Annotated in this window: 11 protein-coding genes; 8 read left to right on the plus strand and 3 right to left on the minus strand. The window is 59.8% G+C overall.

The features are described 5' to 3' along the window. Positions 1–64: 64 nt before the first annotated feature. Together R2N03_RS20615 and R2N03_RS20620 are read right to left on the minus strand one after the other, a co-directional pair. Positions 65–1,573 carry a hypothetical protein gene (locus R2N03_RS20615; RefSeq protein WP_316659739.1) on the minus strand — a complete coding sequence of 503 codons (1,509 nt, stop codon included), beginning with the start codon at positions 1,571–1,573 and terminating at the stop codon, positions 65–67. Continuing rightward, positions 1,570–4,392, minus strand: a complete 2,823-nt coding sequence (locus tag R2N03_RS20620; RefSeq protein ID WP_316659740.1) for a type VI secretion system Vgr family protein — start codon at positions 4,390–4,392, stop codon at positions 1,570–1,572. The genes R2N03_RS20615 and R2N03_RS20620 overlap by 4 nt, the downstream gene beginning before the upstream one ends. A gap of 592 nt (positions 4,393–4,984) precedes the next feature. Between R2N03_RS20620 and R2N03_RS20625 the strand changes: the two genes are divergently transcribed. From R2N03_RS20625 to R2N03_RS20660, 8 genes are all read left to right on the plus strand, one after another. Then, a complete protein-coding gene (locus R2N03_RS20625) occupies positions 4,985–5,662 on the plus strand; it encodes an EcsC family protein (RefSeq protein ID WP_238500815.1) in 678 nt (225 codons plus the stop codon). 73 nt (positions 5,663–5,735) lie between these two features. Further along, entirely contained in the window at positions 5,736–7,613 is a 1,878-nt protein-coding gene (locus tag R2N03_RS20630; RefSeq protein ID WP_238500814.1) for an AIPR family protein, read from the plus strand. Positions 7,614–7,824: 211 nt separating this feature from the next. Then, positions 7,825–8,562 (plus strand): hypothetical protein, encoded by a 738-nt coding sequence (locus tag R2N03_RS20635; protein ID WP_238500813.1) that lies wholly within the window; start codon positions 7,825–7,827, stop codon positions 8,560–8,562. A 110-nt stretch (positions 8,563–8,672) separates the two neighbouring features. Beyond that, positions 8,673–9,644 (plus strand): DUF932 domain-containing protein, encoded by a 972-nt coding sequence (locus R2N03_RS20640; RefSeq protein WP_238500850.1) that lies wholly within the window; start codon positions 8,673–8,675, stop codon positions 9,642–9,644. A 76-nt stretch (positions 9,645–9,720) separates the two neighbouring features. Then, complete coding sequence (locus R2N03_RS20645; protein ID WP_238500812.1) at positions 9,721–10,719, plus strand: YqaJ viral recombinase family nuclease; 999 nt, start codon at positions 9,721–9,723, stop codon at positions 10,717–10,719. Between the two features lie 14 nt (positions 10,720–10,733). After that, positions 10,734–11,648 (plus strand): recombination directionality factor, encoded by a 915-nt coding sequence (locus R2N03_RS20650; RefSeq protein WP_238500811.1) that lies wholly within the window; start codon positions 10,734–10,736, stop codon positions 11,646–11,648. After that, complete coding sequence (locus tag R2N03_RS20655) at positions 11,645–12,631, plus strand: hypothetical protein (protein ID WP_238500810.1); 987 nt, start codon at positions 11,645–11,647, stop codon at positions 12,629–12,631. The genes R2N03_RS20650 and R2N03_RS20655 overlap by 4 nt, the downstream gene beginning before the upstream one ends. Before the next feature lie 61 nt (positions 12,632–12,692). Further along, positions 12,693–12,938 carry a hypothetical protein gene (locus tag R2N03_RS20660; RefSeq protein ID WP_238500809.1) on the plus strand — a complete coding sequence of 82 codons (246 nt, stop codon included), beginning with the start codon at positions 12,693–12,695 and terminating at the stop codon, positions 12,936–12,938. 73 nt (positions 12,939–13,011) lie between these two features. Here the strand turns inward: R2N03_RS20660 and R2N03_RS20665 are convergent, their stop codons facing one another. After that, positions 13,012–14,094: a hypothetical protein gene (locus tag R2N03_RS20665; RefSeq protein WP_238500808.1), complete on the minus strand. Its 1,083-nt coding sequence runs from the start codon at positions 14,092–14,094 to the stop codon at positions 13,012–13,014. Positions 14,095–14,216 lie beyond the last annotated feature (122 nt).

Consider the following 14,216-nt stretch of genomic DNA (forward strand, 5'->3'; position numbering starts at 1 on the left):
GATAGTGTCCACGTGTCCACCTAGAACTAGATGGACACGATGCTCCTTGCTACGCGGGTCCCCTTCAAGACGGGTTCACCGGGTGCTTACGGAGATGCCGGGCGTAACCTGCATTATTGATAGCCAGCTCCAACTTGGGTCCAACGGCGCCGCTTAAGTTTAGCGTGATCCACTTGTGGCTCATCTGCACAATCACGCTTGGTTTCTCCGCGACTTTGACGTCGCCGGTGCCGGGAGACTCGGGAGCATCGGCCTTATTTTGAGCCCTCCTTTGCCGCCTGCCGTTGTCACCCTTTCCGGGTGTGCTTGAAGAGTTCCCAGAAGGTTTTCCACCTCCGCCACCCTTCCCGGAGCCGCCCACCGGCGAGGTTTGCAATTGGTCGTCGACGGGAGGTTCCAGTAGCCTGTCACCCGATGGTGGCGGCGGTACTAAGCCCGCTTGCCCCGCAGCCACCTTGCCGGCATCCAGAGCTGCCTCTTCGGCAGTGGCTTTGATGGTGCCCAGTTTCCCGGACACCTCCTTCTGGCGGCCCGGCGTCTTCAGCTCCTTGTCGACAAGCGATCCCTTGATCTCAACGATTGCGTACGGACGTAGTTGGTTATTGGCGGGATTAGCCCGCCACACGGCATCAATACCGTGTCCTTTCTCCGTCTCCGTCAACAGTTGTTCGAGCTTGCCATGACTGTCGAGTCGGCCCAGCACTGTCTCACTTGGCTCTTTCTGCCAAGTGCCCAACTCGCCTTTATCGTGGGATCGCCAGCCGGTGCCCCATTTCATCTCCTCAAGGCAGTAGTACGCGCCGATGTGTTCTGCGATCAACCCCGTGTACTTCGTATCAAGCACCTTCGACACGGAGAGCTTCGCGTTCACGGTACCCTGCTTCGGCGTAGCGATCCCACGATTGCGACCCTGCTTCGCGTCTTCGCCGACCTTGGCGGGCTTCTCGGTTTCTTTTGTTCGTTCCTGAACAGCCTGCGCCGAGGAATTTGGTTGCTTACGTCTCCAGTGAAGAAGCTTGCGTTCAAGGAACTGCGCGGTCCAGTACGGCAGGTTGGCCTCGACCCACACCATCGCTTGATCAAAGGACAGCTGCATTCCTGTCGACATGTGGCGATAGGCCCAGGATTTCTTGATCTGCTCGCGTGCGCTATCAAGCGTGGACTTAACGTGGGAAGCCTCGAACAGTTTGTCAATTAGCTCGGCCGGACTTGTTGGGATGTTCAGCTTCGTCAGCACGTAACGCAGGATGTCGTACAGGACAGGCCCATAGACCTCGGACTTGTGGTTGACAAGCCGAAACGTGCGTTTAACGCCGGCACCAACCATGGGCACCCAGCCAACCACGGCGAAGACCAGATCGAAACCTGCTTCCAGCTTTGCCAGTTGATCCTGACTTTCACGCACTGACCACACCGTCCAAATACTCTCGACAGTGTCGTAGACGTTTTGCGCCACATAAAAAAGCGGAAACGCATTGGTGGCAATGGCCGTACCGATCTGCTCGACAGCGTCTTCCAGGGCGGCTTGCTGCTCAGCTGTGAGCGGGAGAGTAGTGTCTTGCGCGTCGCTCATTTCAGGTCAGGCCTTCCAGCAAACAATTTGAATAGCGATTCGAGGTTGTCACCATCTGCGACCTGATGCCCACCGTTTTTTAGCTCCTCTAGCACGTCATCCATGTGCAGCTCTTGCGCTGCCGGCAGGGGCTGCGGCGTAAATGGGCGTGGGTCTTCGCCGAAAAACACCTTGCCGGTGTTCGGCACATCGTGCAGCACTGCGTGACCGTTACCGTCCAACTTCCCGCTGATAACGGTACCGTCCTGGAGCAGCACCTTGTACGCCGCATTCGGCACGGGCTTCAGGTTGTCGTCCGTTAGATTCAGCTCAAGCTTGTTGTGCAGATCGACCACTCCCAATGGCAACGGGGACAACTCAGCCGCTTGCCCTCCCGGTCCGACCAATGGGTGTCCGGCTCCCTTCACCGACAACAGTCCTGACGTCTCAAACGTGATGGCATTGCCTTCCAGCCGGATCATCGAATCCCCGCCGTGCAACACGATGTTCTTCTGCGCCAGGATTTCAACGGAATCTGCCGACGACGTGACGGTGACGGCCTTGTCCGCCAACACCGCCAATGCATCGGTATGGGCCTGAATCGACACCGGACCGCCTTCTGCGATCGCACGGATGCCGTTACGCTGCGCGAATAGGCTCACGCCCTTGGCAGCAGCCGCAGCAATGACGTTGCCGGCAGCGAGATGCCAGTCCGCCTGCGCCGTGCCATGCAGATGTCGGCCCGCGTAGACGGTCGTGGTGGCCTGTGAAGCCAGCGCAATGCTCGTGGGCGACTCCGCTACCAATAAAGGTTGACCGAAACGATCCACCGGAGCTTGGTTCGGCTGGATGGCGTCTTGTCCGTTGACGTTGCCGTCATAGTGGCCGTCCTGCGCCGGGTCCAGCGCCTGGGTGAGCGGGTCAAACGCTTCGTTGGCTGCCAACGGCAGCGCCTGCTGGCTGGTGGCCGCATCGGAGAGGCGCTGTGCAGTCTTCTGCGCTGCCGAGAGCTGGCCGCGCGCCTCGTGTGCGTCGAGCACCGTACCAGCCGCTTGAGGCCGTGCCGTTGTCGAGAGCAATAGCCCGCCGCCTGCACGCACCACGGCCCATGCATCGGTACGCAACTCCGCCCCGGTGCCCCGCCAACTGCCACGATCGCCACCGATGGCGCCGTGCGACATCACGTAGCCTAAACTGAGTTGGCTATTGGCCGTAGAGCTGGCAAGCCGCGTGCGCAACTGGCCTGGATGATCGTCGACCACCCACTGATTGTAGCCGTCGCCGCCCAGCCCCTGCGAGTGCCAGCCAGAAAGCGCTTGGCCGAGCGGCGCATCAGCAGCAGGCCAAGGCAAGGCATCCTGCTCGCTGTGGAGCTGCATGGCTGCCAACGGCCTGTCTATATCCCCGTCGATGAAGGTAAGCAATACCTGCGTTCCTGCACGCGGCAAGTGGTTGGCACCCCAATTCGGGCCAGCGCTGGAGGTCGCTACGCGCACCCAGGCAGTCACCTGGCTGCGGTCAGCGCTGTCCGGATCGCGGAAAGAACTGGCATCGGGCGCACGCAGCCACGGAAAGCGGACACGCACACGGTGATCGCGGTCCGTCGTGAGCGGTGCGCCGTCATCGGCAATCACCACGGCAGCTTGCCCCTCAGGCGCAGTGGGACGGCGGCGATACTGCGGCACGATCGGTGCATCGGCCGGCACGGCAACAAAACGATTGCGGTAGCTGCCGGACTCGATTTCCGTAGTGCCCAGCAAGTGGGCAAGTTCGGTGCCGAGGTTGTTCGCGGCTTCGTGTTCAATCTGCAGTGTGACGAATGAGCTGTGGCGACTGTCGAAGTGCTGTGTGAGCGTGAAACGCTCACCAGCGCCTAACTGGCGTACGCTGCCTTGGCCCTGGTAGCGCAAATAGCCACCCTCGTGAGCCTGCATGCGCAAACGTGCTGCTCGGTCGGCGCCTTGCGCATTCTTGAATTGATAAGGGCCGGATGCCTCGAAGCGCTCCAGCGTCGGTAGTTCGCCGTCTGGGTCGCTGGCGGTCGCCTGGGCGGAGGTGGCGGCCAGTGCCTTGTAATCCCACGAAGCAACCGTGACGGCGTTGGTGCCGACGGTATGCGTTTGCGAGAAGCGCTCAATAGCGTCTTCCTGCTCGGTGGCGTCCACGCGGTGGAAACGGATCTCGGGCTGTGCGCAGGCCGGCCGCTCGGCATCGTTGTCGAAAATGACCAAGCAGTGTCGCGATTGCGCAGTCTTGCCGTCCCCGGACTGGGAGTCGCCTTGCTGATGCTCGAACCGGTAGGAGAGTCCTTCCTCCGCGAGCAGCCGTTCGATGAAAGCGAAATCGGTTTCGCGGTACTGTGAGCAGGAAGAACGCTTGGCGCACGGCTGGCTCACGGCTAGGCGATAGTGCGCCAACGGATAGTCGGCCAATACATCTTCGATAATTTCCAGGGCTGTCTTGTCCTGGAATACGAAGCAATCGCTACGGGTGCGCAAGCGGTCAAACCACGAGCCGACTGTCAGCCGATAGCGCGCGAGACCACCATCGCCTCCGAGCGCGGCGCAAGCCACCACATAGCCGTGCCATGCACGGCGGCTGCCGTCAGGCAGCATCAGCCGCAGCGTGATTTCCTCGGTCGCCAGCTTGGCGGTATCGAGATGAGCGGACGGGCTCGGGCAGTCGATATGCAAAGCAAACGGCGCAGACACTGCCTCTTTTGCGGTGAAGCGCTCCACGACTAGGTTGTCCGTGGTCAGTGCGGTCTCGATAGTAATCTGGCGCGTATGCTGACCGAGCAGGCCTGATAGCGCCGACAAAGCAGATTCTGGCAAGTACATCGCTGTGGAGCTTTGGCGTTATCGGGGCATTGCGGACACATGAGCGCGGGGCAATGCGCCAGTCCGCGCAGCCATCTGTGTTGCGCACAGACGGCAATACCTAAGGTTCGATTGTTCGGGCTCGAAGACCACGTTTCCCCCCAACGATGTCGAGTGTCGGGCCAAGGCCGTTGGCCAAACCAGAAGTTTTGCGGCGGGGATATTAGAGGATTGCGGCGCCGCACACGTCCCTCTAGAGGATGATTCTCGTTGCGGGTTATTTATATCTGCGTTAAGCAAAAATACCGCGACCCCTTCCCCGGACTAGGCATGCTAGCGGGAGCAGCCCACCATCACGGTTATGATTTATTAATGTGGGCATGCGTCTCCGACAGGGTTATGGCAGCCACCTCAAAGAAATTTCATACGCTGCCGATATTGGCTTAAGTCATCCTCGTCCCTCATGACTCAACTGCAGATATCCGAGAGTGGTGGAACGCGCCATGAATGCTGAGGGAGCCGGAAAAGCCGCACTTCGCCTGACGGCGATGATGAGACAACCGTCCTAAGCGGATGCGCCCATCACCCTCTCCGCTTTGCTCAAAGGAAATCCATGAGTTCACTCGTCACACAGGAAAGGATCATCGAAGTGCTGGAATGGGCCTACGACAAGGCGCTCACTGGTGTTCCCGGCACAGACTCGTCCTTCGAGATGGCCCACGAGTATCTGAGGCATGAGGGTACGTTGGTCGACAAAGTAAATTCGTTGATCCGTTGGCAGAACACCAAAGCCGGCGCAGCGGGCTTTGTGACCGGTCTCGGTGGGCTAGTCACACTGCCGGTCGCCATCCCGGCCAATCTCGCTTCCGTACTGTTCGTGCAGATTCGCATGGTCGCTGCGATCGCTCATATGGGCGGGCACGATATCAAGAGCGACAAGGTGCGAACTCTCGTACTGTCGTGCTTGGCGGGAGACGCCGCCATGGAAATCCTGCGCGACTTCGGTATTCAACTCAGCGGCAAGCTTGCTCGGATCGCGATCAGCAAGATCAGCGGTAGCGTCATCAAGAAGATCAATCAAGCCATCGGGTTTCGGCTCGTCACCAAGGCCGGTTCCACTGGTCTGATCAACCTGACGAAGATGGTGCCGTTCGTTGGCGGCGTGGTGGGGGGAGCATTCGACGCGACCGTCACCAATACCATCGGCAATGTCGCCCGAAAGATCTTTATCACTAGCGAAATAGTCAACGATGCCGCCCAAACCACTGAGCCGGCTCCGGAGGCTGGCTGATTCGTAGGTTGCTGCGTTCAGTGACAGGCGCCACAAGCAAACATAGGGAATTCCAACACAGGGGAGAATTGCGGTGATCACGCTCAATGAGTTTGAGGGGCAGTGGCTAGAGGAAGTGGTTGCAGGCGAGCCTTCGACAACGCAGTTGGGGCATCGCTTTGCGGAAAAAATACTCCGGGACTGGCACGAGATCGACTCGGCCACGTCTGAGATCATTCTTTGTGATGGCGCGGGAGACGGCGGCATAGACGCTGCTGTTTTCGTACCCCGCGATCCGGATGAGGGAATCGAAGGCGACACGTGGCTGCTGGTTCAAAGCAAATACGGCACGGCTTTCAACGGTGCAGGGACAATCAGCGCAGAAGCGCAGAAGGTATTCGCAACCCTGGAGGGCAAGCGCGAAAAGCTTTCATCGCTATCCGCCGAATTGGTAGAGCGACTGCGAACCTTCCTCCAGAATCGTGGCGCCCAAGACCGTCTTGAGTACGTACTTGCGACAACAAAGCGGCTGACCAACGAGGAACTGGAATACCTCAATAACATCAAAACGCTCGGCCGCGCTAAGTTTGGCGAGTGCTTTGACGTGGACTCTGTATCGATCGAAACCATCTACAACAAAGTCGCTGAAGAGGATGCCTTTGGCGTATCCACGATACGGGTCAACCTCAAAACGGTTGTGGCGAGTTCAGGGAGCATCCTTCTCGTTGGCGCAACTCGCCTCACCGAGATCTTCAAGTTCATGCAAGCCTACAAGGCCGAATCTGGTGACCTTGATCTTCTATACGAAAAGAACGTCCGAAAGTTCCTCGGCAACAAACGGAAGGTCAATAGGGGCATCGAACAAACTCTTGAGGCACATCCTGAACGGTTTGGGCTCTACAACAACGGCATCACCATCGTCGCGGAGGCTGTCGAGCGTGTAGGCCTTGATGAGGTCGAACTCACCAATCCGTTCATCGTCAACGGTTGCCAAACGACGAGATCCATCTGGTCCGTGTTGCAACGTCGACTCAACGCAGGTGGCTCAGCTCCGACTGACGCCTACAGGCAATGGCTTGAGAGGCTTGAGGCGGCCGTAGTTATTACAAAGATTGTCGTCGTCGGATCAGAAGGTGAAGAGCTTCTGACAGAGACGACGCGCTACACGAATTCGCAGAATGCCGTGGGCGAGAAAGACTTCATTGCCCTGGAGAAGGACTTCCGTGCTTGGGCGCCGGCGTTTAATTCGAAGTATGGCATCTTCCTCGAGATCCAACGCGGGGCCTGGGAAGCTCGGCGCGCCTACCAACGACAGAACCCGCTTGCTCTACCTCACTATGAAGAGGCCGCCTATGCGTTTGACCTGCTGAAGGCCTACGCTGCGGGATGGTTGACGGAACCCGGTATTGCCTACGCGAAGAATCCGCCGTTCGCACCTGGCGGCACGCTCTTCAACCGCATCACCAGCGATGGTCAGTTTGGGGTGGATGCGTTGTACGCAGCGTTCCGAATGCAAAAGCTTGCCGACGGCTACAGTTTTGGCCGAGGCGCGAAGAAGCAGACGCGGGGACAGACGCGGTATCTCTTCATCATGGTTGCAGTAGATCTTGTACGGGACTTCCTGCTCAACAATCAGCTCGACTATTCGCACCCGGCGATTTGCGTTGCAATTGCCAAGCTACACGACGCCGACCTACTTCAGCATGTGGGGGATGCTGCAGTTGAACTGATCGACGACTACCTCACGGTCGGCAACGAGGATTGCTTGTTCTTGGAGCCCGAGTTTCTGAAGATGCAGGACCTGAACGCTTTCCTGAAATCGGAAAAACTCGGAAAGGGGGAAGACTTTTGCCCACATTTGCGCACGCAGATATCGATGGCTAAGCGGCTCTTTCGCCGGAACACGGCAACAGAGAGTATCAAGACAGCGTTGCAAACTGAAAGCAGACAGATCAACTCGCCCGCCAACTGAACCGGGACTAGCCATCCTTCCCGCAGCGTAGCGGCATATGCAACGTACTCCCCGCAAGCCGCCGACGCTTAGTACGGCGGGCGCGCAACCTGCCTCGGGACATCGAAGCCAACTATCCTATTTTTTCTGAATTACATATCACCCTCCCGAGCTGGCTAGAGCCCAGCTCCGTTCGTGCAATCCCGCACGGGCGTACCGCTCGGGAGATCCCGTGAATTTCACTCTTTCGACCACGCTCGTGGTCTGTCTGATCGCTATCGCTGTCATCCTCCTTGCACTGGGTGTGTACTGGTGGAGGTTTCGCAAAGACAAGCCGCGACAGAACCCAATCCGCCCGCCTGAAACCGCGTGGCGGTCTGATCCCAGTTCATTCGATCCGTACGGCGATGAGTGGGAATCGTTGGCTCCGTATCCAGAGCACACCACACGCGCCATGCACCACGCCCGTTCCATGGGGCAAGCCGGTCGCGCCTTTCATCACCCACACAGCGTTACATCACTCGATGCCCCGCGTCTCATCCGCGATCAGCACGACGGCCAAGATCTGTGGGAAGCATCGCAACAGGTCACCACACCAACACCTTCGCCACCCGCTTCAGACATTTCCGGCAACGACTCGCACGTCTGCTGTCCGCATTGCCAGTCGTACCGCATCGAGACGCTCAATATCGCCCGCAAGGCGGGCAGCACGATTGGCAGCGTCGCGGGCGCGACGAGTGGCATCGCGATGGCAATGTCGGGTGCGGAGGTGGGCGCGACTGTTGGCGCTGTTGGCGGCCCTATCGGCTCGATCTTCGGCGGCTTGGCCGGTGCGGTGATCGCCGGACTGGTCGGCAGCGCTGCCGGATGCGCAGCGGGCTCCGCTGTTGGCGCCGCCATCGATGACAACGTGCTGGAGAACCACCTGTGCCGCTCATGCGGCTCCACATTCAGCGTCAATCAGGAATGAGCCGGGCATTGTCCGGCGCCTTCTTTGTTTTCCCAATTTCCAAACGATCCGCAACCGCCTGGCCGTGGCCGGGCTTTATGCCGGATCGATTCGTCGACAAGGATTCCATCATGCATCTCGTTTCCTCCATGGCCTACGCCGGTCAACAGCCCTGGCACGGGCTGGGTAACAAACTCGCGCCCAACCAACCAATCGAAGTCTGGCGACAGCGTGCGGGCCTGGACTGGACCATCGAGTCCTCTGAGGTCCGCTTTGTGTCGGGCAACGCCGGTTCCAGTATCGGGGCCATTCATGCCTTCCCCGATCAGAAGGTGCTTTACAGGTCCGACACCAAAGCGCCGCTTTCCGTAGTTTCTTCGCGCTTTCGCGTAGTGCAGCCGTTGGAGGTCTTGGACTTCTACAGAGATTTGACAGAAGTCGGCGGCTTCGAACTGGAGACTGCAGGTGCGCTAGCCGGCGGGCGAAAAATTTGGGCACTCGCCAAGACCGGCCACTCCGGCGCACTTAAAGGTAAGGACACTATCAAGGGGTATTTGTTGCTCGCCACTGCCTGCGACGGAACGTTGGCAACGACAGCCCAGTTCACCTCTGTACGGGTGGTTTGCGCGAATTCATTGCAGATCGCCCTGGGAGACACCTCCGGCGCTGTCAAAGTCTCCCATCGCAGCCAATTCGATGCGGATGCCGTCAAACGTCAATTGGGTATCGCCGTTTCATCCTGGGATGCTTTTATGGCGCGCACGAAAGCACTGGCTGAACGCAAGGTTAGCGATTCCGCTGCGGAAGCATTCTTCCGGCGTGTACTGACCTACCCCGCTACCAATCCGGCTGATCAGGCAACGCTTGCGGTCAATGAACGGGCGATCAAAGTAGTCGGCGAGCTTTTTGCCGGACGCGGCAAGGGTGCACAGCTCATTTCTGCCTCTTCCACCGCCTGGGGTGCTTTGAACGCGATTACGGAGTACGTCGATCACCATCGCCGTGCACGCAGCGACGACCACCGCCGCGATGCGGCCTGGTTCGGGGCTGGCGCCGTTCTGAAACAACGTGCATGGGACGAAGCGCTCCGGCTTGTGGTGTAGCTGTCCCTCTTCCCTCTCTCAAACTACGGGCCCGGTCGAGTTCGCTCACCGGGCCGTTTTTCTTTCTGGAGGTTCCATGAGTGCCATTGAACCCATCCGGCCCGGACCCCGGCGCGCCGCATTGAAGCTGGTCAAGACAACCGAGCTGTCCCGCGCCGATTGGCTGGAAGTCCGCCGCACCGGCATCGGCGGATCGGACGCCGCTGCTGCGGTCGGCTTGAACCCCTACAAGAGCCAATTGGAACTGTGGCTGGAGAAGACCGGCCGCGATGCCGATCTGCCCAAGCCTGATCCCAACGACACCACCGAGCCGATCTACTGGGGCACGCTGCTAGAACCCATTGTGGCAGCCGCGTACACACAACAAACCGGGCGCCGTGTGCGCAAGGTCAATGCCGTGCTGCGGCACCCGACCATCCCTTTCATGCTCGCCAACCTGGACCGTGAAGTCGTCGGCGTGCCCGACGTGCACATCCTGGAGTGCAAGACGGCGGGCGAGTTCGGCGCCCGTCACTGGCAGGACGGCGTACCGGAATACGTGCAGCTACAGGTGCAGCACCAGCTAGCGGTCACCGGCAAGCGTGCTGCGGATGTGGCTGTGCTGCTCTGCGGCCAGCAGTTGGCCGTGTACCGCATCGAGCGTGACGACGAGTTGATCGCGCGGCTGATCCCACTGGAAGCGCAGTTCTGGCACTACGTCGAGACCGACACGCCTCCACCGGGAGACGGCTCCGAATCCGCTGACCGGGCGCTGCGCTGCCTGTATCCGCGAGACAGCGGAGGTACGGTGGATTACTCGGACGACCGCCAGTTGTCCGGGGTGTTTGCCGACCTAATCGCCGTGCGCGAGCAGATCGAAACACTGGAAGTAGCGGCGGCCAAGCTCAAACAGACCATCCAGTACGCCATGGGCGACGCCTCACGGGCGCTGTTCGATACCGGTGAAGTCACCTTCAAGCGCAGCAAGGATGGCACCAGCACTGACTTGGATCGGTTGCTGGCTGACCACCCAGAGCTTGCCCAGCAGTACGCCATCCCGAAAGCCGGCTCGCGCCGCTTTCTCATCTATCCCTGAATCGGAGTCACCCAATGCTCAAAGGACTCGCCATCACGCCGCCCGTCATCGGGCGGATCTCTATTGGCCGCGTGGTCGAGAAGAACGGCCGGCGTCTGCCGGAGAAGGACGACCAGTTCACGTTAACTACCCAGGTGCAACAACGCGGGGAATGGGTATTGCATCCACTGAATGAGTCACTGCGCAAAGCCACCCCGGGCAAGCTGCGATCGATCCCCATTCGGCTGCTGTTCAATGATCCCGACCTAAACCTGCGTGCCGAATACACATTGTTCGATCGGGAGACCGGCCGGCCCGTTTGTGTCGGCAACGGCGAGCGCTGCAAGCGTGTCGAGGAAGGCGGGATTGCGATCCTTCCCTGTCCGTCGCCGGACGGTTGTCAGTTCGGCGGTCCTGGCGGATGCAAGCCGTACGGGCGGCTCAATGTCAGTGTGGGGGACGAGGACGAGATGGGCTCGTTCATCTTCCGCACCACGTCATGGAACTCCGTCCGTACGCTGGCTGCACGACTGCACTACTTCAGCGCCGTGTCCGGCAACCTGCTGGCCTGCCTGGCGCTGGAATTGAGGCTGCGGGGTAAGTCCACCACGCAGAGCTACCGTGCTGCGATCTACTACGTCGATCTGAGTGTTCGGGCGGGAACGACGCTGGAAGCCACGATCACAGAGGCGCGCGAGTTGGATGCGCGTCGCAAGGCCAGCGGGTTCGATCAAACGGCCTTGGATGCTGCGGCCAAGGCGGGCTTTGCCAACGGCGCATTCGAGGACAGCCCGGAGGAAGCCGCAGCCGTCGCCGAAGAGTTCTTTCCCGAGCCGACGGCTGGCAACACCGAGTCTGGTGAAACAGGGGCAACAGGAGAGCCCAAGCCGCCGACCCTGCGCGACAAGCTGGACCGCAGGGCTGCTCTCTTGGGCGGGACCGCTGCATGATCCGGCTGTCCTGCTGGGTGCTGTCGATCGCGGCAACGGCCACGGCGATCTGCTTGTCAGTGTTGGCCGGCTGGCAGCGAGGCGGATCGCTACCGGAACGGCTGGTGTGGGTGGCGATCGGCGTCGTGCTGGTGGCGAGCGCCCACCTGCTGCCGGCTCTGGTGCGGGATTCGCCGTACCGGGTGCGTGCCATTGCGGGCATGCTGTGGGCCGCCTGCATGCTAACGGTGTGCTACGGGCACGCGACGTTCTTCGTCCTTGCCCAGCGGCATGCCGGGGAACTGCAAGCCACTGCGGTTCCCGTAACCGAGGCCGTACCGACTGGCCGCAGTCTCACGGCGGTCATGGCAGAGCGCGCCGCCGTGACTGCGCGACTGGCGGCGGCCAACGCACAGCGCTGTACTGGCAACTGTACGACGCTGGAAGCCCGTCGAGTCACGCTGACTGCCAAGCTCGATGCGCTGGAGGCTGAAGCCGGAGAGATCCGGCGTCGGCAGTCAGCGGATGACCGGGCAGAGGAACGGCGTGACGCCCTGGTAGCCGATCCAGTCACGGCGCGGCTCGCCGCGTTACTGGGTACGACCGTTACCCGGGTCGATCTGCTGTCGGGCCTCACCTTCGCTGCGGTGCTGGAAGGCGTCGCCTGCCTGCTATGGACGGTCACGCTGCGGTCACGGCCGCCAGTCCCAACCGTTCCGACAACTGTAGCAGCAGTTACGGTCGATCATGCGCCAGTCACGGCCAGTCACGCACCTGAGCCTCGGAGTCACGAAGCGGAAGCGGAGGGTCACGCACCGGTCAGCGAACCAGTCACGCCGTTTCCGACAGGTGAACCGCCTGATCCTGACGTGACGCAGCTCGCGCAGGTTGTTGCAGCCGGACAGGTCCGCCCGACCGTTGCCGACATCCGGCGTTTCCTGGGCGTCTCACAGGCCCGTGCGGCAACACTGCGCCGCCAACTCGCCGCACTCGACTCGTCCTGACGCCATATGCCGGGGCTTCGGCCCCGGCTCTCTTTAATCTACCCAACGAGGGGACAAGGCCATGCCGAAACCCAAAACCAATATTGAATTCGCCCGCGAGCTGATGGACTTCTCGCGCTTCGGACCGCTGGCACAAATGTTCGTGATCGATGCGCTTTCCAAGTGGTCCGACAAGATCGCCAACACACCGATCGAGGAACTGCGTAGCGCATTTGAGGGCAACCCACTGATCGGCGCCGAAGCCTGGCAGGGCGTGGCTCGCGAAATCAAGGAAAAGCTCCATGCCCACTTCGCTCGACAGACCTGACATGCCCAACTCCGCTGTACCGATCGGGGTCCCCCGGCATGATGCTCTTCGGGGCATCTTGTATGGTCCATCTTCAAATAAGCCGGTATTGCAGCGATGACTCTCGTCCCTTGGCACGAAGCAGCTCGTAGAACTTGTATGCCGTGTACTTTTCGAGGTCTGCCTGAGGGACTTGTCGAACTTGATCTGGCCGGCTGGACTCGATGTCCCCCATCCGGAACTCTTCGAACGTGCGCTGAATGAGCTTCAGGGTAATCATCGGATCTGCCTTGAGATCGTCTAGTAACGTCAAGCCAAGCTGATTTTTGGCGATGTCTGCCTTGCAGAACATGGAGCGCACAGTTTCGAACCGCTCAGCGTTCTTCAGAAGAGAGTACTCCGCTAGCAGCAGTACAAGGCTTTTTGCTTGTTCGACGGTTTCATCCGGCTCTAGCGAGTACGCGCGAGCTCTAGCGCGATTCAATACGTCAGTCTGAATCTCATCCCAAGAGCGGTTGGCCATCTCGACACCGAACTGGCCGGCAAGTATGTGGAGATCCTTTGGATCTCCGGCCGTGAATGTGTGTTCGTCGAATTCCCACTTCTCGGCTTTCTGCACAAACTTGCGGGTTAGCGCTGGTCCGCTATATGCCTTGCTTAGGAGAACGTACTTTTGAATGGTCCCAAACAGCTCCACGTAGCAGTACAAGTTGGAACCCTGACTAAATAGATACAGATGATGGGTAGGGTATGAGCCTTCGTGGATATGTTTCTCTGTCTCGTAGAGGCGTTCGACGTCGTCCGTTGGGTAATAGGAAAACACGCTTGCCCGCAGGAGTGACTCCGAGTTGGTCAGATCGTCCTTGGCTAGGAGATGCTCGAAAATCTCTCGTGCGATCCCGTTGTGGCTGGCGTAACCAATGGCGATCTTGAGCACTCCGCGAAGGACCGGGATGGAGTTGGGACTAGCTGTGACGAGCAGGCTCTCCGCATAGATCGCAGCGTTGGTGCTCAGCTCCAAGCTGTAGCCGTCCAACAACTCTGACTTCACGGTATCGGATTTCGCGTATTGCTCGGCCTGCTTCAGCGTCGCCGCCAGAACCGTTACGGTTTTCCTGGAATCGCTCTTGAGGAAGAGGGGCCGCTTTGGCACCACTGAGAAATCGTTCTGGAGCATGAACAGTTGCTGCTCTAGAGGCCCAGCGTCTGCCGTGTTAGGCACCAGTCGGGCTTCAGTCCGCGAGTGGTCACCCCGGTCACGTGGAGGTTGAAGCAGAACAGTCAGGGGGGAAAGTGCAA

Origin of the sequence: Ralstonia condita, from assembly GCF_958405655.1 — a bacterium.
GTDB lineage: Bacteria > Pseudomonadota > Gammaproteobacteria > Burkholderiales > Burkholderiaceae > Ralstonia > Ralstonia condita.